The sequence below is a fragment of the [Phormidium] sp. LEGE 05292 genome (genome assembly GCF_015207735.1).
GTDB lineage: Bacteria > Cyanobacteriota > Cyanobacteriia > Cyanobacteriales > Aerosakkonemataceae > Floridanema.
Map to the genome: position 1 here is coordinate 1 of NZ_JADEWG010000092.1, position 26,328 is coordinate 26,328.

General features: G+C 40.5%; 17 protein-coding genes. 6 read left to right on the forward strand and 11 right to left on the reverse strand.

The genetic code is table 11. The features are described 5' to 3' along the window. Positions 1-117: 117 nt before the first annotated feature. From IQ264_RS21710 to IQ264_RS21730, 5 genes are all read right to left on the reverse strand, one after another. The gene (locus IQ264_RS21710) at positions 118-4,341 is read right to left on the reverse strand and encodes a beta strand repeat-containing protein (RefSeq protein WP_193982892.1); all 4,224 of its coding nucleotides are present in this window, start codon (positions 4,339-4,341) and stop codon (positions 118-120) included. 442 nt (positions 4,342-4,783) lie between these two features. Next, positions 4,784-5,380, reverse strand: coding sequence for a hypothetical protein (locus IQ264_RS21715; protein ID WP_193982893.1), 597 nt, complete (start codon positions 5,378-5,380; stop codon positions 4,784-4,786). Continuing rightward, positions 5,370-6,521 carry an AAA family ATPase gene (locus IQ264_RS21720; protein ID WP_193982894.1) on the reverse strand — a complete coding sequence of 384 codons (1,152 nt, stop codon included), beginning with the start codon at positions 6,519-6,521 and terminating at the stop codon, positions 5,370-5,372. The genes IQ264_RS21715 and IQ264_RS21720 overlap by 11 nt, the downstream gene beginning before the upstream one ends. Before the next feature lie 190 nt (positions 6,522-6,711). Next, on the reverse strand, positions 6,712-6,978 hold the full coding sequence (locus IQ264_RS21725; protein WP_193982895.1) for a Txe/YoeB family addiction module toxin: 267 nt from the start codon (positions 6,976-6,978) through the stop codon (positions 6,712-6,714). Then, the gene (locus tag IQ264_RS21730) at positions 6,978-7,199 is read right to left on the reverse strand and encodes a hypothetical protein (protein ID WP_193982896.1); all 222 of its coding nucleotides are present in this window, start codon (positions 7,197-7,199) and stop codon (positions 6,978-6,980) included. Before IQ264_RS21730 ends, IQ264_RS21725 begins: the two co-directional genes overlap by 1 nt. Before the next feature lie 765 nt (positions 7,200-7,964). On the opposite strand from IQ264_RS21730, the gene IQ264_RS21735 reads away from it, so the two are divergent. Both IQ264_RS21735 and IQ264_RS21740 read left to right on the forward strand, forming a co-directional pair. Further along, the gene (locus IQ264_RS21735) at positions 7,965-13,454 is read left to right on the forward strand and encodes a trifunctional serine/threonine-protein kinase/ATP-binding protein/sensor histidine kinase (RefSeq protein ID WP_193982897.1); all 5,490 of its coding nucleotides are present in this window, start codon (positions 7,965-7,967) and stop codon (positions 13,452-13,454) included. Between the two features lie 83 nt (positions 13,455-13,537). Further along, complete coding sequence (locus IQ264_RS21740; protein ID WP_193982898.1) at positions 13,538-14,122, forward strand: antibiotic biosynthesis monooxygenase; 585 nt, start codon at positions 13,538-13,540, stop codon at positions 14,120-14,122. 216 nt (positions 14,123-14,338) lie between these two features. Here IQ264_RS21740 and IQ264_RS21745 read toward each other — a convergent pair whose 3' ends face one another. From IQ264_RS21745 to IQ264_RS21765, 5 genes are all read right to left on the reverse strand, one after another. After that, positions 14,339-15,205, reverse strand: coding sequence for a CoB--CoM heterodisulfide reductase iron-sulfur subunit B family protein (locus IQ264_RS21745; protein ID WP_193982899.1), 867 nt, complete (start codon positions 15,203-15,205; stop codon positions 14,339-14,341). After that, the gene (locus IQ264_RS21750) at positions 15,202-15,783 is read right to left on the reverse strand and encodes a 4Fe-4S dicluster domain-containing protein (RefSeq protein WP_193982900.1); all 582 of its coding nucleotides are present in this window, start codon (positions 15,781-15,783) and stop codon (positions 15,202-15,204) included. Before IQ264_RS21750 ends, IQ264_RS21745 begins: the two co-directional genes overlap by 4 nt. A gap of 20 nt (positions 15,784-15,803) precedes the next feature. Beyond that, positions 15,804-16,865: an FAD-dependent oxidoreductase gene (locus IQ264_RS21755; protein ID WP_193982901.1), complete on the reverse strand. Its 1,062-nt coding sequence runs from the start codon at positions 16,863-16,865 to the stop codon at positions 15,804-15,806. A 123-nt stretch (positions 16,866-16,988) separates the two neighbouring features. Continuing rightward, the gene (locus tag IQ264_RS21760; RefSeq protein WP_193982902.1) at positions 16,989-18,035 is read right to left on the reverse strand and encodes a heterodisulfide reductase-related iron-sulfur binding cluster; all 1,047 of its coding nucleotides are present in this window, start codon (positions 18,033-18,035) and stop codon (positions 16,989-16,991) included. 11 nt (positions 18,036-18,046) lie between these two features. Beyond that, positions 18,047-18,754 carry a 4Fe-4S dicluster domain-containing protein gene (locus IQ264_RS21765; protein ID WP_193982903.1) on the reverse strand — a complete coding sequence of 236 codons (708 nt, stop codon included), beginning with the start codon at positions 18,752-18,754 and terminating at the stop codon, positions 18,047-18,049. Positions 18,755-19,118: 364 nt separating this feature from the next. Here IQ264_RS21765 and IQ264_RS21770 point away from each other — a divergent pair, with 364 nt between their 5' ends. From IQ264_RS21770 to IQ264_RS21785, 4 genes are all read left to right on the forward strand, one after another. Then, complete coding sequence (locus tag IQ264_RS21770; protein ID WP_193982904.1) at positions 19,119-19,313, forward strand: hypothetical protein; 195 nt, start codon at positions 19,119-19,121, stop codon at positions 19,311-19,313. Between the two features lie 12 nt (positions 19,314-19,325). Next, positions 19,326-19,520 (forward strand): RNA-binding S4 domain-containing protein, encoded by a 195-nt coding sequence (locus tag IQ264_RS21775; protein ID WP_193982905.1) that lies wholly within the window; start codon positions 19,326-19,328, stop codon positions 19,518-19,520. A gap of 144 nt (positions 19,521-19,664) precedes the next feature. Next, positions 19,665-20,054: a deaminase domain-containing protein gene (locus IQ264_RS21780; protein ID WP_193982906.1), complete on the forward strand. Its 390-nt coding sequence runs from the start codon at positions 19,665-19,667 to the stop codon at positions 20,052-20,054. Positions 20,055-20,068: 14 nt separating this feature from the next. After that, positions 20,069-20,542, forward strand: a complete 474-nt coding sequence (locus IQ264_RS21785; RefSeq protein ID WP_193982907.1) for an SMI1/KNR4 family protein — start codon at positions 20,069-20,071, stop codon at positions 20,540-20,542. Positions 20,543-20,704: 162 nt separating this feature from the next. Here the strand turns inward: IQ264_RS21785 and IQ264_RS21790 are convergent. Then, positions 20,705-26,328, reverse strand: a 5,624-nt coding sequence (locus IQ264_RS21790; protein WP_193982908.1) for a non-ribosomal peptide synthetase, incomplete at its 5' end; no start/stop codon positions are given.

Here is a 26,328-nt window from a genome sequence, read left to right on the forward strand (position 1 = left end):
TTGCCAATTTCGGAAGAGGCAAGGGAAACTCCGGCACTGAAAAAGGCGGCTAAAACTGCAAGAGAAAAGCGGGTTAGCCATTTTTTATTCACTGCCGCTTTTTTTCTAAATAGTTTATTACTCATGGCAATATTGAAGTATAAAAGTAGATTTTTGAGATGTTGCCGTTGCCGTATCTGCAACAAGAACCACTTGCCCTTGAGAATTTCTCATCCATCCTTGAGCTTCGACAATAGAGGTTAATTCCTGATTCTCCCCTGTTCCCCTAGTCCTCTGCTCCCCTGCTTTCCCGCCTTCTGCCAAAGTTATCTCTCTCAAATCCATCCAAGTTGCTTCATTTCTGATAATTTCATTGGGGTTAGATGGCAAGCCGCCTCTGCCAGTAAAGATGAATTTGCCTTGCTCCCCACCGCGAGGGCGACAGGTAGAGGCAACTAGCGAGGTGGCATCAATAGGATATGCAGGTAAATCCACTAAGCCAGAAGTGGGGTCACCTGCCGAGGTGAAGATAGTGATGTTACCGCTTGAAGAATTAGTTGCTCCTGTAGCGGTGATGTCGTTAGTGGGCAGATTTCTCGGATCTAAATCGTTAGTATCGTTAGTATGGAGTAGTCTTTGCAGTTCTTCTCTGGTGCGTGGCTGTAAGCCAAAGATACCTTTAGCGTTGATCTTAACGTTACCGCCAAAGGCATTTTTCGAGTTGGCGCTGATGTCGCTATTTTCTGAAGCGGCGAGGATATCGGTTTTGATGGTGATGTTGCCACCGTTGACTTGAGTGCCAGAAGCGTTGGTAGCAATGCGGCTAGTCTGCCGCAACTGTAAAAATTTAGAATCTAGTTCGATATTTCCACCCTCTACTCCTCTTGTAGCATTGGCAGTAATGTTACTTTTGACTAGGGAAAGGCGATCGCTCGCATAAATAGATATATCTCCAGAAAATGTATCACTTGGAGGATTTTGAACATTTTCCGCAGCCAGAGAAGCCTGATTATTAGTCGTTAAATTAGAATTATTAACGATCACTACCCTTGGTGAGAAATTCTCCTCGTTCAAGTCACGATTTTTGCCAATAGAGATGGTTCCATAATTTCCATTGCTGTTGATATTACTTTGGTTGATTTCAACTCGATCGCGGGCATTCAATATAATATCTCCCGCATATCCTGACCCAGTGTTAGTAGAGTCTATGGTAGCCTGATCTAACAATAACGATCCTTGTGACGCTCTGATGGTGATGTTACCGTAGTCATTTGTGTTATCGCCTTCGCTCTTGTTTGTAATTGAACTATTGCTGATAGAAACTTGCTTGCTACCGTTGATAGTAATGTTACCCGCACTGCCATCCCCTGTGCCACGAGTGCTGGCAGTTAGTGCAGCGCCACCAGTCACAGAAACGGATTTAGCTGTAATTTCAATGTTGCCCCCTTTCCCTTTGCCTCCCGGCTCCACCGTGCTGAAGGCTGCACCCCCATCAAAAGAAACAACATCGCTGGCAGTAATCTTGACACTCCCGGCATCCCCTTCCCCTTTGTCACGAGTGCTGGCAGTTAGTGCAGCGCCACCAGTCACAGAAACGGATTTGGCTGTAATTTCAATGCCACCCCCTTTCCCTTTGCCTTCACTCTCTACCATGCTGAAGGCTGCACTGGAGAATCCACCTGCAAACCCATCAAAAGAAACAACATCGCTGGCAGTAATCTTGACACTCCCGGCATCCCCTGTGCCACTAGTGCTGGCAGTTAGTCCAGCGCCACCAGTCACAGAAACGGATTTGGCTGTAATTTCAATGTTGCCCCCGTTCCCTTGGCCTCCCGCCGCCACACTGCTGAAGGCTGCACTGGGGAATCCATCTGCAACCCCAGCAAAAGAAACAACATCGCTGGCAGTAATCTTGACACTCCCGGCATTCCCTGTGCCACTAGTGCTGGCAGTTAGTTGAGCGCCACCAGTCACAGAAACGGATTTGGCTGTAATTTCAATGTTGCCCCCTTTCCCTTTGCCTCCCGGCTCCACCGTGCTGAAGATCGCACTACGTTCTAAAGAAACTTCTCCTTTTTCTGAGGTTATCGTTACGCTGCCAGCATTTCCTTTTCGGTTGGTGAGCGTTTGTAACGAAGAACCTTTGACTAGGGAAATACGATCGATCGCATCAATAGATATCGCTCCAGCATCAATTCCCTCATCTTCCGCAGCCTTAGAAGCCTTATTATTAGTCGTTAATTGAGAATTATTAACGATCACTACCCTTGGTGAGAAATTCTCCTCGTTCAAGTCACGATTTTTGCCAATAGAGATGGTTCCATAATTTCCATTGCTGTTGATATTACTTTGGTTGATTTCAACTCGATCGCGGGCATTCAATATAATATCTCCCGCATATCCTGACCCAGTGTTAGTAGAGTCTATGGTAGCCTGATCGAACAATAACGATCCTTGTGACGCTCTGATGGTGATGTTACCGTAGCCATCTCCGATATTGCTGTTGCTGGTGTTCGTTATTGAACTATTGCTGATAGAAACTTGGTTGCTACCGTCGATAGTTATCGTACCCGCACTGCCCGTTGCTCCATCCTTTCCTTGGCTTGATATCGTGCTGCTATTGGCAATAGTGAAAGTATTGCTAGCTTTAATTGTAATGTTCCCAGCTGGTGCAGAACCATAGGTGTTGGTACTCAATGTAGTGTTATCTGATAGCGCGATTGTTTGAGCTGTTAAGTCGATGTTGCCAGAGTTTCCAGAACTAATACTCCCTTCACTGCCTGTATTTCCCCCACTACCGTAACTCTCAGCGGTAATGTTGCTGTTATTAGCGACAGTGATGGAATTCCCAGCAGTTAAGCTAATATATCCGGCAAACCCCCCTCCAGAGTTTGTATTATCGTTGAAGGTATCGCTATAAATCTTGCTATTGTTAACAGACAAATCATTGGCGGCGTTAATTTCCACATTACCAGCATTTCCGCTGACATAATTACTGGTATCCACCTGTGCGTTATTGCTTAAAAAAACCGACCTGGCATCGATACTAATGTTACCCGCACTGCCCGTCGCTGTGCCATTCCCTTGGCTTGATATCGTGCTATTGGCAATAGTGAAAGTATCGCTAGCATTAATTGTAATGTCTCCAGCTGTTACAGAACCATAGGTGTTGGTACTTAATCTAGCTCCATCCAATAGGTTGACTGTGGGAGCCTCAATATAGATTAGTCCCCCAACAACAGAATTGTTAGAGCTGCTAACGCTGTCAGCCGTGATGCTGCTATTTGCTGTCAGATTGAATGAATTACCAGCCTTTATATAAACTGTTCCCGCCGTTCCTTCAGAACTGGTATTTCCGTTGAAAGCATCGCTGCTAATGGTGCTCTCTTTGCCAATATTTATATTATCGGTGGCGGTAAGATATACGTTTCCTGCAACACCGGAACCGTAAAGACTGGTACTCAGAGTTAAGCTATCTAACGCGATCGAGCCACTGTTAATCCAGATATTACCTGTTTGTTTAAAATCGTTTTGGTCGCCAGTATTTTTAGTTGGTGCTAAGTCACTATAACTCTCAGCCGTAATGATACTATTGCTGATATTGACCGATTTTTCGCCACTTATGTAAACATATCCCGCCGTTCCACCAGAATTCGCTCCGTAAGCATCGCTGAAAACTTGGCTATTTTTTTGGATGTTAATATTATCCGAAGCAATGATCAAGACATTTCCCGCATTTCCAGTGCCTAAGTTGCTGCTATCAATTTGAGCGCTCTCACCTAAGAAATTACCACCAGCATTAATATAGATATTACCGCTTCCACTAGCACCAGAATTAACGTTATTCTCAATTCGACTGGAGGAAATTGTTATCCCTCCGGTAGCATCGATCGTGATATCTCCCGCCAAACTTTCAAGCGAACCCGTATTTATTGCTATCCCCGCTCTCAGCAAGCTTTGTCCTAAAATATTTAAATTTCCAGCATTGATAGTAATGCTTCCACCACCAGATCCAATGACGTTAATCCCAGCTTGTTTGCTAATCGATACATCCGCACGTACCACACCTTGAGGGAAACTCAAACTTCCATCAGCATTGAGTCCTACCGTTCCCTCTCCTGCTAGTCCACCTATCTCTACACGACCGCCCGGAGCCTGTAAAATACCCCCATCAATTATTACGTTGCCACCAACTATGGTTAAGGTTTTTCCTGATTTAACCTCTAAGGGATTCAAGGAACTATCAAAACTTCCCGTTGCGCCACCCTTTTCGGTTAACAAATTCTGACCTTTCCCCTGTATACGAATCTCTCCCGGATTCTTTCCATATTGCAAACCAATGGGTACATTAATACTCAGCAAAGCTGTTGTCGATTAACACATTATTTGTCGTCGTTAACAGATTGATGTCGTCATTAACGAATTAATGTCGTTATTAACAGATTAATGTCGCTCAACTGTTTTCTGTCACTGTTAACAAATTAATGTCGTTCAGCACTTTTTACATGAGACATTACCTAAAATTTAAAGCCATTGAAGCACTCCTTTCAACCCTCCAGTTATTTAATTGCATTTTTATCAATAATCGAAATTACAGTATGAATTATCTTTCAACCCACCCCTAGCCGGGAAGGTTGTTGAAAGCCAAAGGCAACCCATTGCAGGTGAACATCTCGTTCTTTCAACCTACCCCTAGTGTCGATTAACAGATTATTTGTCGTGACTTGACCCATAACTTTGCCACAATTGCAAGCTTATAGTTCCAATATAAAAAGATAAGATTATGCTTCCTCACATACCAAGTTTAAGACAGTAATCTTTGCAACTCTCTACAGGCATAACGTAGAGAAGGCAAATCAATCTGATCTACTCCCAGAGGACATATTTCTGTAGCTAATATTCTTGCTGATCGTTCAGCCAATTGAATCCTCTCTTTGGTACTCATTGCTTTATCTTTATAATCAGTAAGTTCATTACATTCTTGATCTTCTAAATACCTATTAATGTAATAAAACCAAGTTTCAATATTTCGGGCGGGTACAAAAATAGCAATTTTCTCGTTAGGCAGTCGCGGATCTCGGTTTAAATTACCTGCTGTTTCGTCTAATGCTATATGTAAAGAACGCATTTTATCGTACAGGCCATCTTCATCAGCATCAATCATCACCACTACAGCAATATTTCTATAATTACGGCGGCTTCTATAACTTTTAATTAGATCTGGATAATACTTGACTATCAAAGCATTGTTATTCTTAATTGTTCTCCCTTTAGGATTGCCAAAGTCTTTAATTTTGCGATCGTCCCAACCCCGACAGATCAAATATTCTCTGATAAATCGCTCTTGGTCAATATCTTCACAGAGAATGGCTACTTCTGGTAAATCATCTCTACTCGTCATAAATCCATCCAAGTTCTATAAGCTTAGCAACTGATAAACCTCCCTCGACCGTATCAGTAATTCGCCGCACTCTGACAGCTTCATTATCTCTTCTTTCAAACCAATAACCTGAGTTGCTAGCTAAGTAATTAATTAACAATGGGTGATGAGAAATTAATATTGCTTGTGCTTGATTTTCCAGACAATAGTCCATCACCTTTCCCCACCAAGGTTGTATTTCCGGTAAAGCAAGGAAATTTTCTGGTTCATCAATACACAGAGTAAAATTATCATCAGGAGAACAATATATTAAGGTGTACAGCGCAATTAAAACTTTTTGACCGTGTGATAATTCATTAAGTCTATAAGTAGCTTTGCTGGGACGGTTAAAAGATGCCGACAAGATCCTAACATCACCAGATTTAGAATTTTGAAATGAATCAAATCCGTGAATAATTTTTTGTAATTCCAGCGTTAGCTTAAGTATTTTACCTTGAGATTCCTGAGATAAATAGCTGTACCAAGCTGCATAGTTTGACATATCCCAGCTTGGTAAAATTGCCTCCTGACGGCTTTCCGATTCGATGACAAAAGGGTTTATCTGTACAATAAAAAAGTTTGCAATCCTTTTTTTGAACCATGTAAGCTTTTGATTGTCAGGTCTTTCGTAAATAAAACCAATGCCAGAACGCGACCAATCAAAGAAGGGTAAGAAAGCACCTTCACGATTAGGATCGTCATTATACAGCCTAGCTTGACCTACAGGTATACCTCTATCGTCTGCATCAACCCAGAAATTAAACAGAGGTTGTCCATCAAAAGTTAAGCTTTCTAGACGCATTCTAGGCGGTGCATACTCTCCTTGATGTTGGATCTCTAGGGTATATTTATAAATTCCCCGATTTCCTTCAATATCTAATTCAAATTTTTGAATATCGGATTTTTGCCATCTGGTTAAATCTTGGATAGTAAATAAATCTGATACTTTATAATATTGCTGGAAAGCTCGATCGCCTAAAATAAATTTCTGTAGTTTTCTTAAAACATCAAAAACCGTAGTTTTCCCCGATCCATTTGCTCCCAGAATTAGATTTAAGCTATCTACTGTCAATTCAAAATTGACCAAGCATTTAAAATTATTTACATAAATTCTCTTCAGCATAATTTTTATTGATTAAGGTTCGGGTATTCATTGTCATAACTAAAGGTGAATTTAATTGCCTTATTATGGCATAGTAATGCCCCTACTTTCAACCTCGTTCAACTCCTAGACTGGGAAAACACCACAGCCTAATTTTTTGGGAAGATGCGATCGCCACTACCCCACTATCTTTTCACCAAACTTTATTCAATTATTCACTGTAATGATATTTACAAGCCACTATGACAATTTCTTCATCTGTAACTTGGTAAACTAAACGATGTTCGTTATCAATCCGTCTTGACCAAAAACCACTTAACTCGTATTTCAGAGGTTCAGGTTTACCTAATCCTTCAAAGGGCGATCGCTCTATATCCTTAATTAATTCAACAATTTTGCGAGAAATCTTTTTATCTAACTTTACCCATTCAGTAAAATCTGCAAAGGCAGAAGATTCAAAAACAATCCTTCTGCTCATTATAAATCCTCTAAGTTAACTTCAACTAAATTTTGCCTCTGTGTAACATTTTCAATCGCGCTCAACAGTCGATTTTTGTTGACTTCTGATTTTAAAAGGTATTCAGTTTCATCAAATTGGGAAACAATGATTTCAATTTCTTTATCCCCAAAAGTATTTTTGATTTCTTCTAAAAAAGAACTATCTAGTTCGCTAGCTTTTACCCGATAAACTGTTGACATTGTTTTTATTTATTTTCAATTCTAATAATTATAGGATTATTTTAGCGCCACTCATCAAAAAACACCACTGTCCTAAACCCACAGAATACAAACACCGCTCACGGAACTCAAAATTTACTGGCAACTCATAGACTGGAATAAACACCTATCCTCATTTTTTGCCAAGATGCGATCGCCAGATTATCACATCTTTTAACCTTTGCAACTCTCTACAGGCATAACATAGAGAAGGTGAAGTAACCAAAACTTTCTTGATATTCCTAGTAAAGCTATTGCTGAATCTTACGATTAGTTTGCTCAAATACTGTCTTAATCTCTTCATCAACTTGAATAGTAATGGTAAAATAAGTGAATCCATCTAACGACAGAATCAGGATTTGAATTGCACATCTAGCAATTTTACGGTTCCTGTAGCGGCAAAGTTAGGGGTAAAGTCTCTGATATCGTTGATTTTAAAATATCTTAACTTACCAAATATATCGCTATTAGAGTAGTTGAGGATTAAACCATGTCTTAAAATGATATTTGCTAGAAAAACATGGAAGTAGCGTCGCTCATAACTTACTTACGCATAATTAGGCTATTAATCCGATTTCTTCGTCGATAATTTGCTGTTCAACGGAAATCTGGGAAAAAACCATTTTTTAGGTAAGTCACGAGTCCAGTTTATTTGTCAATTAATTTCGGCAGATAACGGGTGATATTCCTACTTGTAAAAGTAAAATTCTGCATTGTTAAACTACATTTAAAAGGGGCAAATAGAATATGGTTGCAATTACAAATATGTTGGATTATCAGATTACCGAACAAATCTATGCAGGTTCCAGAACTTTGGTATATCGAGGGATTCGGCAGAGAGATGGTGCAGCCTCTTCAAAGGATTATCGACAATCTGTAGTAATCAAAATATTACGCAATCAATATCCTACTTTTAGCGAACTGGTGCAATTTCGCAATCAGTATACTATTGCTAAAAACCTCAATCAACCCGGAATTATTCAAACTTATAGCTTAGAGTCATATCAAAATGGTTATGCTTTGGTAATGGAAGACTTTGGAGGCATTTCGTTAAAAGAATGGATATCGAAAAAGGAGAACCCGCTATCTCTTATCGAATTTTTAATTTTAGCGATCGCCATATCCGAAACCTTAGATATTCTGTATCAGGAACGCATTATTCATAAAGATATTAAACCCAACAATATTTTAATTAACCCGCAAACTAAACAAGTCAAATTAATCGACTTTAGCATTGCCTCTTTATTGCCAAGAGAAACGCAAACTCTGATTAATCCAAATGTGTTAGAAGGAACGCTGGCTTACATTTCTCCCGAACAAACAGGAAGAATGAATCGGGGGATTGATTACCGGACTGATTTTTATTCTTTGGGTGTTACTTTCTACGAATTACTAACAGGAAAGTTGCCATGTGAATCAAACGATCCGATGGAGTTAGTGCATTGCCATATCGCCAAAGCAGTACCATCAGTACAGGAAATTAACGCAGAAATTCCCTTGGTAATTTCAGAGATTGTCAGCAAATTGATGGCAAAAAATGTGGAAGATCGCTATCAGAGTGCGTTAGGACTAAAAGCCGATCTAGAAAAATGTTTACTTCAACTCCAAGAAACAGGGAAAATTGAGGGTTTTAAAATAGGCCAAAAGGATCTGTGCGATCGCTTTCTCATTCCCGAAAAACTCTACGGTAGAGAACAAGAGGTACAACAACTTTTAGAAGCCTTTGAAAGAGTAGCGTCTCCGCAGGAGATAAGAGTAGCGCAAGGAAACAGCGAAATGATCCTTGTCGCAGGCTTTTCGGGAATCGGAAAAACCGTTGTAGTTAATGAAGTTCATAAACCGATCGTCCGACAACACGGCTACTTTATTAAAGGTAAATTCGACCAGTTCAATCGCAATATTCCTTTCTCTGCATTCGTGCAAGCATTCCGCGATTTAATGGAACAATTGCTCAGTGAAACCGATGCCCAAATCCAAGCATGGAAGAGCAAAATTTTAGCCGCCCTTGGTGAAAACGGACAAGTAATTATTGAAGTAATTCCCGAACTAGAACGGATTATCGGACAGCAACCTCCAACCCAAGAATTATCGGGTGTTGCTGCTCAAAATCTCTTCAATTTGCTATTCCAAAAATTTATCTCTGTCTTCACCACTAAAGAGCATCCTTTAGTTATATTTTTGGATGACTTACAGTGGGCAGATTCGGCATCTTTAAAATTAATGCAGTTACTCATAAGTGAATCTCAGTCCAATCACTTGCTACTAATTGGAGCCTATCGTGACAATGAAGTTTCCGCCACGCATCCGTTAATGTTAACTCTCGATGAGATCGGTAAAGCTGGTGCAACTGTTAACACAATGACGCTAGCACCACTCGCTATAAACAGTGTGAATCAGTTGGTGGCAGAGACGCTGACTTGTTCTGCTAATGTGGCGCAACCGCTAACAGAATTAGTCTATCAAAAAACCAAAGGAAACCCGTTTTTTGCTACTCAATTTTTGAGAGCTTTACATCAGGAAGGATTGATTGCATTTAACCCCCCTAATTCCCCCCTTAGTAAGGGGGGAAGTCAAGGGGGGTGGCAGTGTGATATTAGCAAAGTTCGTGCCGCAGCACTCACCGATGATGTGGTTGAGTTTATGGCGCAGCAATTACAGAAATTGCCGATCGCAACGCAATCTGTTTTAAAATTAGCTGCTTGTATTGGGAATCAATTCGATTTGGCAACATTGGCAATTGTTTCGCAAAATTCAGAGATTGAAACCGCAACGGCATTGTGGAAAACTTTACAAGAAGGTTTCATTTTACCCCAAAGTGAAGTTTATAAATTTTATGTGGGAGAAGAAGAAAAGATCGATCGCACAACTTCTCCAACAGTTTCATATCGCTTCTTGCACGATCGCGTCCAACAAGCCGCTTATTCTTTAATACCAGAAAGCGATCGCGCGATCGTCCACTATCAAATCGGACAACTACTACTGCAACAAATTTCACCAGAAGCCAGAGAAGAACGCATATTTGAACTCGTCAATCAATTAAACTATGGAACGCCTCTGGTTGTCGAGCAAACAGAAAGAGACGAATTAGCACGACTCAACCTCACAGCTTGCCGCAAAGCCAGAGCCGCCACCGCCTATCAAGCCGCCCGCGAATATGCCAGCGTCGGACTGCAACTGCTGGGAACAGACGCTTGGCAACAGCAGTATGAAATGACCCTCGCCTTACATGAATTAGCGGCAGAAGTGACAATGCTCAACGGTGATTTTGAGGCGGTGGAACAGTTCGTCGATCTTGTCATTCAACAGACACGCTTCCTATCTGAAAAAGTGAATGTTTACTGCATTAGAATTCAATCTCAAATTTCCCAAGGTAAATTCGCTTTTGCGATCGCGATCGGTCAACAAGTCTTACAACAGCTTGGCATCACCTTTCCTGAAACACCCACACCATCAGATCTGCAACAGGATATCCAAGAGATTGAAGAACTCATTGGAAATAGGGAAATTGCCGATTTAGTTCACTTGCCTGAAATGACAGATGCAGAAAAACTTGGTGCTCTTAAAATTGTCAATTTCATTATCCCGGCAGCTTACCTCTCTGGCTCTGCGCTGTACCCATTGCTGAATAGTTTGTCCGTTAAACTATCAATTCAGTACGGTAACACATCGACTTCTGCTTTAGGCTATGCAACCTATGGCAGTATTCTCTGCAATTTCTTACAAGCCGTAGATACGGGCTCGCAATTTGGTTCCCTGGGACTCCAGATTATTTCAAAACTCGATGCCAAAGCAAGTAAAACAGATGTTTTGATGATCTTGGGGATATTTATCGTCCACCGCAAATCTCACATTAAAGAAACACTACCCCTCTTGCAAGAGGGTTACACCGTTGCCCTAGAATTTGGAAACCTGGTACTTGCTGGATATAATGGACACACTTTTTGTCTCAATTCTTTTTGGTGCAATCAACCCCTGGCTACCTTAGAGCAGAATATTTCCGCCTATTGCCATAGTTTGATGCAATTAAATCAATTGACAACCGCCAATTATTGTCGGATCTATTGGCAAGCTGTTTTAAATCTGCTAGGTGTTACAGAACATCCCACTATTTTGTCTGGTAAAGCCCTGGAAGAAAAGGAATTTCTTCTACAGTTACAGTCTACCAATGATGGATATGGGTTATATATTTTCTATTTGTATAAACTAATGCTTTGTTTCTTGTTTGGAGAAATTGAGCCAGCTAAAAATCATGCGATTGAAGTCAGGCGCTATTTTATGGCTGGTGCAGGATTAGTCAGCGAAGCAGTATTTTATCTTTATGATTCTTTGCGGATTCTGGCACAATTGAATCCACAATTAAATGAAACTTCAGCAGCATTGCAGGTTGTCACAGAAAACCAAACTCAGTTACAACACTGGGCGCACCATGCCCCGATGAATTATCAACATAAGTTTGATTTAGTAGAAGCGGAAAAATGTCGAATCTTAGGGCAAAAAACCGCAGCGATCGAATTATACGATCGGGCGATCGCTCTCGCCAAAACCAACGAATACACCCAAGAAGAAGCTCTGGCTAACGAACTCGCCGCTAAATTCTACCTGGACTGGGGCAAAGAAAAAATTGCCCAAACTTATATGCAGGAAGCCTACTACGGTTATGCTCGTTGGGGCGCAAAAGCTAAAATCAATGACTTAGAAAAACGCTATCCCCAATTATTGCAACCCATCCTGCAACAGCAACAATTCAGCATCAATCCCTTAGAAAGTATTGCTAATCTTACCTTGTCTCAAAATACTGCCACTTATAGTTCTAGCAGTAGCAGTATTTCCAATGCACTAGATTTCGCCTCCTTGCTCAAAGCGGCTCAAGCCATTTCTAGTAGTATTGAACTCGATGAATTGATGGCTAGTCTCACGCGCATTCTCTTACAAAACTCTGGAGCTAAAAAATCAGTTCTAATTCTCCTCCAAAACGGGACTTTGCAAGTCAGAGCAATTACTTGTGTCCATCATCAGGAAAATTCAGTAGACATTCAAACTGTTCTTGAGTCCCAACCCATAGATACTAGTCAAGATGTGCCTCTGAAAATTATTCAATATGTCAAGAATACCCAAAAAACAGTGATTATCGATCGCCTCGAAACAGATATCCCTGGTTTAATTGGAGACTATCTGTTAATCCATAAACCTCAAAGTTTATGTTGCACGCCGATTGTCGATCGAGGAAACTTGGTAGGAATTATCTATTTGGAAAATAAACTGACCAACGGAGTATTTACCAGCGATCGTTTACAAATTATTCACCTTCTTTCTTCCCAAGCAGCGATATCGTTAGAGAATGCGCTACTGTATCAACAAGCTCAACAAGCTTTAGCAGATTTACAACAAGCGCAATTACAAATTGTGCAGAGCGAGAAAATGTCAGCACTCGGAAATCTCGTGGCTGGGGTAGCTCACGAAATTAACAACCCAGTTGGATTTATTTCGGGTAATATTAATGAAGCGATCGCTGCCGTCAAAGATATTACCGAATACCTGCAACTCTACCAAGAAAAATTTCCCAATCCCGGAGAAGAAATTACAGAAAAAGCCGAAGAAATTGAGATCGAATATCTGTTAGAAGATTTACCGAAAATGTTGGATTCGATGCAAGTCGGTTGCGATCGGATTAAAGATATCAGTACCAGTCTCCGCACCTTCTCCAGAGCAGACAAAGATTACAAAGTTCCCTTCAATCTTCACGAGGGAATTGATAGTACGCTTTTGATTCTCAAACACCGATTGAAAGCCAACGAACATCGTTCAGCTATCGAGGTAGTGAAAGAGTACGGAGATTTGCCACCAATTGAATGTTTCCCCGGACAATTAAATCAGGTGTTTATGAATATCATAGCTAATGCTATTGATGCCCTGGAAGAATCGAATGTTAAGCACAACTTTGAACAGTCAAAAAACCAATCAAATAGCATCACAATTCGGACAAAAATGAAATCTCAGGAATGGGTTGAAATTTGCATCTTTGACAATGGGCTAGGAATACAAGACGAGATAAAAGAAAAAATATTTGACCATTTATTTACAACCAAAGGAGTCGGAAAAGGGACGGGATTGGGATTAGCGATCGCAAAATCTATAGTAGTCGAAAAACATGGAGGTTCCATTGAAGTTAATTCTACCCCAGAGCAAGGAACAGAATTTACGATCGTTTTACCAACAAAAGCCAGACAAAACAGTTAGTTTAAAGTAGCCGCTAAAATACTTTACATTTCCTCAACTGTGACTTTACCTTAACAATCAAATTACCCAGAACATTAAATTCTATGTTGGATGAACCATTAGCCATTAATACCAGTGAAGACAATTATTTAGTCACCGCTGTGATCTGTCATGTAGTGAAACCAGGGCGCGAGCAAGGTTACGAAACATGGTTTCGTGGCATCGCCGCAGATGCACGAAAATTTAAGGGACATTTGGGTGTCAGTGCTATTCGACCCCAGGATCACGCCCATCCTGAGTACGTAGTCATTCTCAAGTTCGATTGCTACGATAATCTCAAGACCTGGCTAGAATCTGATGTTCGGCGAGAGTGGATTGAGCGATTGCAGCCCTTGATTGAAAAGCCTGAAGCAATTCAAACACTGACCGGATTGGAAACCTGGTTTACTCTCTCAAACCAGCCGATGAAGCCTCCACCACCCCGCTACAAAATGGCGCTGGTGACATGGTTGGGAGTATTTGTCACTATCTTTATGCTGAATCGTTTGCTAGTAGCACCGTTGTTGTTTGGGTTGCCTGTATTGCTCCAGCAACTAATTAGTACAGGACTCACTGTTGTTTTGCTCACCTACCTGATCATGCCATTTCTAACAAAATTATTTCGCAAATGGCTGTATCCCGTTCCATAAATTTATGGGTGAAAACAACTTTAAATAATTATCAAAACTCAGACCTTGCTCCAGAAAGGAGGTAGAACCTCCCCTCCCTCGTTCCCAGGTTCAACCTGGGAACGAGAAATAGAGGCTCCGCCTCGTGGTGCAAAATCTCAGTTAAGGCAAGATGAAAAGCCAGAACGCTTGTTTTTACGGTTTTTCCTTTTTGCCTTCTGCCATATTCGTAAACAATCAGATTCCCAATTTATCTAAAACAGGTTTTGGCGAAACAATATGTTTGTTGATTCCTAATTTTCCTGGTTTAATCCCTAAAGCCAACCCAATTATTTCAGTGATATAAAGAATTGGCAGTTTGTAAGAAACATTGTATTTCTTCTCAATATCTGGTTGTCTTAATTCTAAGTTAGTAGCGCATAATGGACAAGCCAAAACAATGCAATCTGCACCTAAAGACACTGCTTCATCGAGTAATTGCTTGGTTAAGTCAAAAACCACATCTTGTTTTGGTACTAAAATTGGGCCACCGCAACATTTAGTTTTCGATCGAAAATCCACCACCTCAGCGCCGCAAATTTTCGATAACTTATCCATTGACATAGGAAAAACAGGAGAATCCCATCCGGTTATATCTGCTGGTTTAGTCAACAAACAACCATAATAACAAGCTACTTTTAAACCCTTTAATGGTCTTTTAATTTTCGCTGAAATGTCAATATCATTAGCTAAAACATCTACAACATTTCTCACTCTGATATTGTAGTCAGAAACCGATATTCCCATTTCGGAAAGAATGGCAGTAATTCTTTCTTTTTCGGTTTCATTTTCTAATGCTTTGACTGCCCTAGCTGACTTATTATAACAACCAGAACAAGATGCTAAAAGATCGAGGTTTTGCTTTTGTGCTAAAGCCACATTTCTAGCCGCTAAAGCCATACCAACATCATGAGAAACCCCAGCAGCTACAGAACCTCCACAACAAGACCAATCTTCTAATTCTTGTAGCTCAATTCCTAGTTCCTGCATCACTATTTGGGTGGAAATATCAAACTCTTTCGCAGTTGTATGCAGACTACATCCAGGGTAGTATGAATATTTCATTTCTGACTCGCTTTTTCTAAAACTTCATTAAACTTTTTCGGGTCTTTAACTTTTGCGGGGAAAGGTGACATCTTGCCTTTTAAAGCTAATTGAATACCCAATTTTGCTTGTTCCAGCATTGCTTCCATTCCACCATATTTTTGCATTAATTCTGGTTCAAAAAGGATGCCTCGTTTTTGAACTAATTCCACAAATATTTGATTGAACCGAGTGGAATCATTTTGGATTCCTTCGCGAATGGCGATCGCCTTCACCGCCTCAATCACATCGGAAGGTCTAACTCCACGAGGACATCTAGATGTGCAGGTGTAACAAGATGTACATAACCAAAGACTCTCGCTTTTTAAAACTGTTTCCCAATCGCCTCTTTGCACCATTAAAATTAATTTTCTCGGTGACAAATCCATGCGGTCAATATTCGTACATCCGCCGCTACAAGTGCCACACTGCATACAAGCTGCGATCGCTGCACCATCTCCACCTTCAGATATCACTTTTTTGAGGAAATTTGGGTTCATTTTATCGCCATCAACTTGGCGATCGACCTTCATGCCAAAAAAACATTTCTTTGCTGCCATTGTTTTCAACCTTAGTGAATTTAAACTGCAATTCCAGTTACTAATTGCCCATTGGAATTTGCTTGAATACTTGCTTCTGCGCTAAGTAAAAAAGCAGCAATTTCTGACGCAGCCGATCGCCCATCCGTAATTGATTCCATAATCGCCTTTGGCCCAGTTGCCGCCCCAGCCAGAAAAATACCTTTCTGAGTAGAAGCATTATTAGAATATTGCTGATGTGCAGTGGTATAGAAATGATCGCAACCCACCTTTAAACCAGCCACCTCTGCTAACTCTGAATTCCCCTCCATTCCCACCATCAAAACCAGAAGATCGACCGTTAAGCGCATCGGTTTTGCCGTTAAAGTATCTTCTAACCGCAGCAACAAAGTGCCATCATTTTTCTCACCCGCCTCAGAAAGCCGACCCCGGAGAAACTGCACTCCAAACTTTTCCTGAGAAGTTCGGTAAAGTTCCTCATAACCGCGACCAAATACCCGAATATCCATATAAAGGCAATAAATTTCACAATCTGGATTTTGTTCTTTAATCTCAATTGCGACCTTAATTGCATTTGTACAGCAGACTCGCGAACAGTGATTATTATTCACCTTTTCATCACGAGAACCAACACAGTGAATCATCGCCACTTTTTTCGGCGCTTTACCTGATCTAGTTTTCACACTTTGCGCCTTCAGCATCGCATCCAGTTCTACCGAAGTAATGCAATTATCATAAATTCCGTAGCCGTATTCTTCTTTCAAAGTGGCATCAAAATGTTTAAATCCAGTCGAAACTAGAATCGCTGCCGCCTCAATTTCTTCTCCCGTTGATACAGTCACTTTAAAATTAGGAGCAGAACCTTTAATTTGTGTGACGGTAGTATTATTTAAAATCCTAGTTTTCCCCAAACCAGACTTTAGATTCGCGGTAATTTCGGAAGCATCAGTAAAGTCAGGGAACACTTTATACCACTTGTTTAAATGCCCCCCAATTTCAGCTTTCTTCTCAATCAAAACTACATCATATCCAAAGTTTTGCAATTTTCCCGCCGCCGCCATTCCAGCAGGTCCACCACCAATTACTACTACTTGTTTGTTCATTTCTTTTACCTTTAGTTTTTCTAGTTTGCAAAATTTCTCGCTCTTGTCTTCCAAAAAACCCTCAATTTTTAAAAAGGGGAATTTTAAGTTAATTCCCCCGTTTTAAGGTAAATTAGCGGGGATTTAAAAAGGTCTTCTGCGTTCTTCAGCAGTTTTTGATTTATCATAAGGAATGCCAATTTTATCCAGCAAAGGTTCTATAGGAACAACTTTTGCATTCAATCCACAATCTTTAAATGGATCGTAACCCAACAATAACCCAGTCAACTGTGCATAATCCAAAATGCAAACATTAAATTCTTCTTCTAACACATCTTTGATGGTTCCTTGTTCAGCATCTAAAAACACCGTGCATCCCGGACAATTAGTAAGAATTAAATTGCAATCTGGGTGTGCTTCCTTCAAGCTTTTCATTTTTTTATAAACACTACTTGCTGTGTAGTCTCTGTTTTCTGGAAAAGCACATTGCCGGAAACCCATGCCGCAGCAATGGCGACGTTCTGGATAATCAACAATCTCTGCACCAAAAGCTTCTAACATTCCTACTAAAACCTGTGGAAATTCCGCGCCACCCATTGCATGATCGGGAAAAATTTTCGCGTAGTGACACCCAATATGATCGACAGCTTTAATTCCTTTCAAACTATATTTAGCTTTTTCTGCTAATTTGTAACGATTGGCAAAGAAAACATCGGAAGCATGAACAACAGAAGGTTTTCCTCCTGATACATGAGGCACCCAAAATTCTCGCCCAGTGGTTTCTTTTAAGGTTTTTTCTGTATATTCTCTCAACTCTGGTTCTTCTTCCCAAAGTTTAATCATTTCTGTGTAATTAGCGAAAGAAGTAACACAAAATGAAAATAGATTATTTACACCTAATTCATGATGAGCAACGGAGAAATTTCGGGCTGCTACTACCATTTGGGTTTGCAAGTTTGAGACATCGCCGTGATATCCGATCGCTCCACAAGAAGTATGTCCCGGCGCTTCTCTCAGTTCCATGCCCAAATCATTTTTCAGGATTTTGTAAGCAATGCCTTCGGTGTAAGGTGCGGCGCTTTGCAGGAAACAACTACGAAAACAACCCCATAATTTTCCGCCTTCTTCATCTACTGTTGGTACGTGCTTGTGATGTCTTTCCCATGCTAGATTTTTTCCAGCTAATTTCATGCTTTTTCTCCCTATTTGTTGTCTTGAATTTCGTAGTTTCTGCTATCAGCGGTTTCTAGCCAATTTTGCCAGTATTTTTCGACTTCTTGTTTGCTACCGAGTTTCTTTTCCATGCCTTTTTCTACGGCATCCATTAATTCTAATGCACCTGTCACTTGATAAATTGCCCGTAATTCTTCCATGTCTTTTTCGGGAATAACTCGGTGAGAGCCTGGGCTATTTTCCAAGTTCATTGGTACATCCCACCATTGGCGCATTTCGGCTCTATGTTCGTAATAGTATTCCCAGTTTTCACCCAATTCTGGAAAGTGAGCGGGGGTAATATTTTCTGCTAATAATGTATAGCCTCTTTTCAGTACATTTTCCCCGAATACTCGCTTGGCAAATAACTGCTGTCTGCCTTTTTCTGACTCAGCAAAATAACCGTGACGAATCGAAAGTCGGCGCAAAGCAAGAACTACTGAAGCTGTATTATTGCCTCTGGGACACCTAGTTTTACAAGAAAAACATTGCCCACAATACCAAATTTTGTCGGATTTCAACAACTCTTCAATCAACTCATCATTTTGTGATTGCACAATGTTCATGACTTCTCTGGGAGAGTATTCATTAAATTCGGCTGCTGGACAAACCGCTGTGCATACACCGCAATTCAAACAGGCATTCATCCCATGTTGATATAAGATGTCTTTTTCTAGTTCGTCATATAGTTTGCCCATAAGTTAGCCTCTTAAATTTCTGCCAGTAAATTTACTGCTTGATTGGTTGTTTTAATAACTATATGGTTATATCTAAGATAAAGTATGTCAATAAGTAATGTTACTCAAAGAAGCATTTCCCGAATTAATCAGGTTTACTTATCACTATAAGTAATACCAATTCACGAAATGAATGACACCTATCTGGTAGGGGCGGGTTTTGTTGAAAATTTGATGGTGGTTAGCCCAAGTTATCGGCTAAACCCGCCCCTACAAATTATTTGTATGAACCTTAACGTGAAATGGTGCTAAGAGACAGCCTGTTTTTCCAGAAGAACATTAAGCTAAATTAGCCAGAAAGAAACTTACTCGATCGATCTCAAATATGAGTGGTACTAGAATTGACTCAGTTGTTGCCATCCGCCAGTTTACTTTAGTTGTGTTCTATAACGCATCTACCGAAGCATGGCAGTTTCGCATTCTCAGTCCCGGTGGACAAGTGTTTGGATTTAATAAAATTTACTTTTCACCACAAGCGGCGTTACAAGCTGGATTAGAGTGGATTGGTAAGGGAAGTTAACACAAGTAAGCTATGACAAATCAAACAATTAAGCTCGATCAATTTTTGAAGTTAAAGGGAATCGCGTCAACTGGGGGACAAGCAAAGCTGATGATTCTATCAGGCGAAGTGAAAGTAAATGGTAGCCTAGAAACGCGACGCGGAAGACAATTAGTGGAAGGCGATCGCATTACAGTAGCAGGTCAAAGTTTTACCGTCGAGTTATGATTCAGGACAGTTTTCTAGTATTAGTTTGGATTAGAAGGCTTCTGAACCGAAGAACTTACCTGTCTGGCAAAAAAAGAGTTGAGATGCCCAAACAACACAACCAGATAATAATTTAATGGGGATAGTGTTAAAAAAAATAATATTATGACCTCAGAAAGAGTCGCCCAAATTCGGGAGCAGTTTCGTGTATCGCTTTACAAAAATATAGCTATTGCTGAGTTTGAAATTAACGGTGATACTGGGGAACTGATAGCTATTAGCGGTCGAGCGACTCGCCCAGGAACGGTGGGTTTACCTCAACAGCCTTTATTTGTAACTTATGAAGTACCACCTGGACATTCACGGGCTTATGATAGTGAATATAAACTACTGGAAGAACTGGCATTTCGATATGCTCAAACTCCAGAAATTGAAGGAAAAATTAATCTGTTCACCGAGCGATCGCCTTGTGATTCCTGTACTAATGTTATAGAACAATTCCGCAGGCGGTTTCCCAACATTATCCTCACAGTAAACTATGCAGGCGAGGCTTAAAGGAGTTAGTAGTCATGTACCTAGATCGGGTCAAAAAACAACTGATAGAACTAAAACTCGCATCGCCAGATGAATTAGTGGGATGTACTCAGGATGAAGTGATTGAACTTGAAAAAAAATTAGGAATTTTGCTGCCAAAAGCTTATCAAGAATTTCTTTTATTGATGGGACATGGTGCGGGTAAATTTCTGCGGGGTTCGGATTGCTTTTTTAAAGATTTGTTGGTTTTAAAAGACTGGGCGATCGAGCTTTTAGAGGAAAATGATTTTCCTGAATCTTTGCCAAAGGATTCCTTTGTATTCTTAATGCACCAGGGTTATCAATTCAGCTTTTTTAGACTTTCTGAAGGAGAAAATCCACCGACTTATTCTTATTGTGAAGGGACAAATGAAACTGCTTTTATTAAAAGTCATGATAAATATAGTGATTTTCTGATGACAGAGGTAGAAATTCACGGAAAATATTTGTATTCAGGGATTGGTGGGTGATACCAAATCCGGCTTGAAAACCCCCGTTATACTAAATTTTTTTTTGAACCACGTTCGCGTAGCGGTGCGTAGCACTTAGACACGAAGGACACGAAGAAAGAAGAAGAGGATAACAGGGGTAGCTAACCCGGATTTGGTATGAGGTGCGATACGTTGCATTATTTAAGACAAACATTGCCCAAGTTGTTGAGCTAGGATTTGAACATGGGGTGGTTTCAATAGAGATAGGTGATTTCCGGGTACTTGATGCAGTTGAATGTCACTTGCCAATTTACTCCAGCCTAAAGTTCGATCGTGTTTAACAGAATCAATTTGTTCTGTAGCTTTAAATACTGCGATCCGGTTGGGGTAATTATTTGGTATATATCGGTAAGCTGCTTGAGCGTTAGCATAGAAGATTTTTAGCATGGGTGCGATCGCAGATTCATCTAATAGCTTTAATCGGGATTCTTCGGAAAGCAAACGCTCGATCGCAGACCATTGCCAGCGATTTGTGGCAAGTGCGCTATAGTCGAGCAAAAATGGTAGCACAGACCAGAGAGCAGTTCCCAAGAGAAACTTGAGACTTTGACAAAGAGAGGGTTTGTTGCTGGGTGCGGTCGTGTCAATAATTGCCAAAAGATTAATTTGCTGTCCTGCTTGTGTTAGTTGTTGCGCCATTTCAAAGGCAACTAGTCCGCCGAAAGACCATCCTCCCAGGAAATAAGGGCCTTGTGGTTGAATGGTTTGGATTGCTTGAATGTAATAGGATGCGATCGCTTCCATTCGATTTAAAGGCGGGGCTTTTCCATCTAATCCTAATGGTTGCAGTCCGTAAAAACTGCGATCGCTATTCAAATGATGCGCCAGTTCCAAGTAGGGAAACACAACTCCGAACATGGGATGCACACAGAAAAAGGGTTGTTTGCTTCCTCCAAGAGTTAAGGGAACTAGGGGCGATCTATCAGAGACGATGACCTGATCGTTAGCTGAAGATTCTTGCAAATCTAGAATTTGAGAAATTTGATAATTTTCTTCACTTAAGATTGATTGTGCAGAGTGCTGTGCTGGAGACGATCGCTTGTGACGGTAAGCAGAACGATCGAGCCTAACTAATGGAGGAACTTTTGGGGTTAAAGTGGTGTCGCGCAAGGTTTCTAGGATGGGGGCTAGTTGCGCGATCGTTGGTGCTTCAAACAGACTTTTTAAAGGTAGTTCGATTCCAAAAACATCGCGCACGCGGGAAGTCATTTGTGTTGCTAAAAGCGAATGTCCTCCTAATTCAAAAAAGTTGTCCTGAATATTTACGTTTTTCAGTCGCAAGAGTTCTTTCCAAATATCAGAAAGGGTTGCTTCTGTTGGGGTTAGTTGAGCGATTTCTTTATTTCGTTGCTCAATGGAATTGTCATTGAGAGTTGGGAGGATTTGGCGATCGACTTTTCCATTAGTAGTCAGAGGCAGAGTTTCTAATGGTACAAAAGCGAAAGGTATCATGTAATCGGGTAAAGTTTGTTTCAGATAATCACGGAGTTCAGGAATAAGTTGATGGGCAAATTGAGACTGAAGTGGTTCGTTGGTGTAGTGATGCCAAGATTGATTTAGTTGTTCAGAAATGGAACAATCAACTATTATATCAACGTCATGTCGAATGAATAGTACATCATATTCACCTGTTTGAGTTTCAGTTGACCAAGTAATCTCTACATTGTAAGGTAGCACCTTTTCCAAATCCCACCAATCTTGAGGATCGATTCCCTTTTCAGCAGAATCCTGCAATATTTCTCGCATTCGTCCCACTGTTTTTGGAGTTTCTTTATTACGAAGCCAATTTACAGTTCTGACAGCAGAATTCACCCGACTGTTTGGAACATTTATAATCATGAATAATTCTGGTTTAGTCTCAATTAGATTATTTTTGATTTCTTCAACTGTAATGGTATTAAGTGTCCAATTATGTTTTTGAATGAAGTTTGACGATTTAGCTATAGGTTGATTAGAGTTGGCGAATTCATCTTTTATATGCAGCAAAACATTATAGCGAAACTGTGTCATTTCATTTTGATTTCGACCGCGTGAAAGACGAATTTGTACTTGCTGAATTTGGGGAAAGCGATCGCGCAAAGCATAAAATAATTTAGGATCGATCGCTAATTCCGGTTCCGCAAATTGCGATCGATTTACTAGTTGCTGAAGTTGGCTTTTTTCCATTGCTGCATCGGCTTGACAAAATTGCACCCAAGTATGAAAAGCTGTTAGTAAAGGCAGATTTCGGACATCGCCAATAAACAAAACCCCACCGGGAACGATTGTTTGAATTGTGCGATCGATTACTTGCATTAAATAATCCACACTGGGGAAATATTGGACGATCGAATTCAAAATCACCACATCAAATGATGCTGCATCAATACCTTCAAAATCAGTTGCCATTCGGTGCAATAGTTCGACTTGAGGTAAATTGAGATTATTTAATTGATTTTGAATAGTTTCCAAAGCAACCATTGAAAAGTCTGTGGCTAAATACTTTTCACAATGAGGCGCGATTTTAAATAGTAATAATCCAGTACCACAACCAATTTCTAACACTCTTTTGGGTTTAAGGGCGAAAATTTGCTGAACGCGATCGCTCACCCATTCTTGCATTTCTTCAACTGGAATCGATTCGCCTGTGTAGCTACTATTCCAACCTGTAATATTAAAGTTTTGAGTTTGATTTGTGGGTTTATAAGTTTGGTTATAAAGAGTTTGCCAATGTTGGATTTGTTGAGTTTCAAGCAATGGTAAAACATTTTGCTGAAAATGTTGGACATCGAGGCTAAAGTAAGCGATTAAACGCATTTCATCGGAGGGAATCACCGCTGCATCTTTAATTGCTGGATGGCGTTTTAACGTTGCTTCAATTTCGCCTAATTCTACTCGAAAACCTCTGATTTTAATTTGGTTATCGACTCTTCCAAGAAATTCGATAACACCATCATTGCGGTAACGAGCGCGATCGCCAGTCTTATAAAGTTTTGACGGTAGAGACGTTGTATACAACGTCTCTACCGCTTCGTTTTTTGAATTGAAGAATTCAAGATTAATAAACCTCTCTTTTGTTAACTCTGGGCGATTAAGATAACCTCGTGCAATTCCTGTGCCGCCAATGTATAATTCGCCTGGAATACCAACAGGAACAGGATTCAAATTAGCGTCGAGAATATAAACTTGAATATTGAGGATTGTACGACCAATTGTTAAAGGATTATCGCCGGGAAAAAGTTCCGCAACTGTTGCCCAAATAGTAGTTTCTGTGGGCCCATAAGCGTTGAAAAAGTGACGGTTTTTTGCCCAGCGATCGATCGCTTGACTTGAGCAAGCTTCTCCACCTGTAATTAATACTTGAAGGGCAGGAAGTTCCGCAGATGGTAAAACAGCTAAAACTGCCGGAGTTAACAAAGCATGAGTAATCGCATTATCTTTGAGAAATTGCAATAATTCCATTCCCGGTAGCTGTGCAGATTTGGGAGGAATATATAAAGTAGCACCAGAACCTAATGCTAAAGCAATCTCGAAAATTGACGCATCAAAACTTAGAGAACTAAATTGCAAAATTCGACTATTTCGAGATAGATGAAAGACATTTTGTTGTGCCTCAACGACATTGCATAAACCGCGATGAGTCAGAAGAACTCCTTTCGGTGTACCCGTAGAACCGGAAGTGTAGATTACATAAGCAACATTGTCAGGAGTTAAGGGAGTTAACTGATTAGTTACCGCCTTTATCTTCTTCGTGTTCTCTTCGCGTTCTTCGCGTCTTCGCGGTTCAAAAAAAAGAGAGTAATCAACTGAGATTTGGGATAATTCCACATTGACAGATGGTTGATCCAAACAAATTATTTGTGCTGACAATTCTGGCAAAGATTCAACTAACCAGGATTGAGTCAACAGAATTGAAACTTGAGTATCAGTTAACATGAAATGAAGCCGATCGTTCGGATAATTTGGATCGAGTGGCACATAAGCACCACCAGCTTTGAGAATTCCCAAAATCCCAATTACCATATCAGCAGATCGATCGACACATAACCCAACCAAAGAATCTGCTTGCACTCCCATTTGTCTCAAAATTTGCGCTAGTCGATCGGCTTTTTGATTAAGTTCTTTGTAAGTGAGAAATTTTTGTTCTGATACAATTGCGATCGCCTCTGGAGTAGATTGCACTTGTTTTTCAAAAATTTGGTGGAAACAACACTCCTTTATTGATCCCCCTAAATCCCCCTTAATAAGGGGGACTTCAGAGTAGTTTTCCCCCTTAACAAGGGGGACTTTAAATTCGATTTCCCCCTTAACAAGGGGGACTTCAGAGTAGTTTTCCCGCCCAACAAAGGAGACTTCCGAATCAGTTCCCCCCTTGGTAAGGGGGGTTAGGGGGGATCGATTCCATTCGATAACAATTTGCTGATATTCTGCGATCGACAGTAAAGGTAAATCTGACAAATTAGTATCAGGATTAGCAACAATGCCTTCGAGTAAAATCTGAAAATGTTCGGCTAAACGTTGAATTCGATCGCGATCGAACAAATCAACACTATAGGAAATAAAACCACTCAACCCTTCTTGAAATTGCCATAAATTTCCCAATCCTTGAGTAGATTGCCACAGGTGAACCTCTAGATCAAACCGCGTACTTCCTGACTCATAACTTGCAGGTTCTAGCATCAAACCTGGCAGTTTTAATGGTTGAATCGGGGCATTTTGGAGAGCAAAAGCAACCTGAAATAAGGGATTACGACTGAGATTTCGATCGGGATCTAATTCTTCTACTAATTTTTCAAATGGTAAATCTTGATGGGCGTATGCTTCCAAAGCTACATTCCGAACGCGATCGAGTAATTCCCGAAAGGTAGGATTTCCAGATAAATCCGAGCGCATCACCAAACTATTAACAAAAAAGCCAATTAATCCTTCTAACTCACTGCGATGACGGTTAGCAATGGGAGATCCGATCGCAATATCTTCCTGCCCAGTATAACGATAAAGCAAAGTTTGAAAAGCTGCCAAAAGAGTCATAAATAACGATCCGCCTGACTGCTGACTCAAAGTTTCTAAACCTTGAGTGAGAGTGGGGGAAAGTTGCAGAGGAAAAGTTGCACCTCGGTAAGTTTGAACAGTTGGACGAGGGCGATGGCTTGGCAGATCCAACACTGGCAAATCTTGTAATTGTTTACGCCAGTAAGCTAATTGTTCCTCTAAAACTTTCCCCTTTAACCAATTGTGTTGCCAGCAAGTAAAATCAGTGTATTGAATTGGTAATGGGGGCAATTGTGGCGATCGTTCTTCAACAAATGCTGTGTAAAAATAAGCTAATTCCCGAATCAGTACGCCCAATGACCAACCATCAGCAACAATATGATGTAGCGTTAACAATAAAACCGCTTCATTTGAGTCAAATTGTAGCAGCGTTACTCGCAAAAGTCGATCGGTTGTTAAGTTAAAAGGACGTTGTGCTTCAGCTGTTGCTAATTGTTCGCTAATACGTTCTCTGTCACTAACAGCAACCCTTGGCAAATTTACCACTGATAATTCAAATTTAATCTCAGATTCAACAATTTGTACAGGTTGCCCATCAATGGTTTTAAATGTGGTGCGAAGGGCAGCATGACGATGTACAATTTCCTGAAACGATCGCTCTAATGCCCTTTGATCCAACTTCCCAATTAAGCGAATAGCAGTAGGTATATTGTAAAAAGGATTGTCTGGTGCAAGTTGATATAAAAACCACAATCTTTGTTGAGCAAAAGATAGGGGGAGATGGGGAGATGGGG

Excerpts from the sequence above, each read along its gene's own strand:
- IQ264_RS21770 (WP_193982904.1), top strand. The coding sequence starts at position 19,119 with ATGAGTGGTACTAGAATTGACTCAGTTGTTGCCATCCGCCAGTTTACT.
- IQ264_RS21755 (WP_193982901.1), bottom strand. The coding sequence starts at position 16,865 with ATGAACAAACAAGTAGTAGTAATTGGTGGTGGACCTGCTGGAATGGCG.
- IQ264_RS21745 (WP_193982899.1), bottom strand. The coding sequence starts at position 15,205 with ATGAAATATTCATACTACCCTGGATGTAGTCTGCATACAACTGCGAAA.
- IQ264_RS21730 (WP_193982896.1), bottom strand. The coding sequence starts at position 7,199 with ATGTCAACAGTTTATCGGGTAAAAGCTAGCGAACTAGATAGTTCTTTT.
- IQ264_RS21720 (WP_193982894.1), bottom strand. The coding sequence starts at position 6,521 with ATGCTGAAGAGAATTTATGTAAATAATTTTAAATGCTTGGTCAATTTT.
- IQ264_RS21740 (WP_193982898.1), top strand. The coding sequence starts at position 13,538 with ATGTTGGATGAACCATTAGCCATTAATACCAGTGAAGACAATTATTTA.
- IQ264_RS21775 (WP_193982905.1), top strand. The coding sequence starts at position 19,326 with ATGACAAATCAAACAATTAAGCTCGATCAATTTTTGAAGTTAAAGGGA.
- IQ264_RS21750 (WP_193982900.1), bottom strand. The coding sequence starts at position 15,783 with ATGGCAGCAAAGAAATGTTTTTTTGGCATGAAGGTCGATCGCCAAGTT.
- IQ264_RS21735 (WP_193982897.1), top strand. The coding sequence starts at position 7,965 with ATGGTTGCAATTACAAATATGTTGGATTATCAGATTACCGAACAAATC.
- IQ264_RS21760 (WP_193982902.1), bottom strand. The coding sequence starts at position 18,035 with ATGAAATTAGCTGGAAAAAATCTAGCATGGGAAAGACATCACAAGCAC.
- IQ264_RS21785 (WP_193982907.1), top strand. The coding sequence starts at position 20,069 with ATGTACCTAGATCGGGTCAAAAAACAACTGATAGAACTAAAACTCGCA.
- IQ264_RS21725 (WP_193982895.1), bottom strand. The coding sequence starts at position 6,978 with ATGAGCAGAAGGATTGTTTTTGAATCTTCTGCCTTTGCAGATTTTACT.
- IQ264_RS21715 (WP_193982893.1), bottom strand. The coding sequence starts at position 5,380 with ATGACGAGTAGAGATGATTTACCAGAAGTAGCCATTCTCTGTGAAGAT.
- IQ264_RS21780 (WP_193982906.1), top strand. The coding sequence starts at position 19,665 with ATGACCTCAGAAAGAGTCGCCCAAATTCGGGAGCAGTTTCGTGTATCG.
- IQ264_RS21765 (WP_193982903.1), bottom strand. The coding sequence starts at position 18,754 with ATGGGCAAACTATATGACGAACTAGAAAAAGACATCTTATATCAACAT.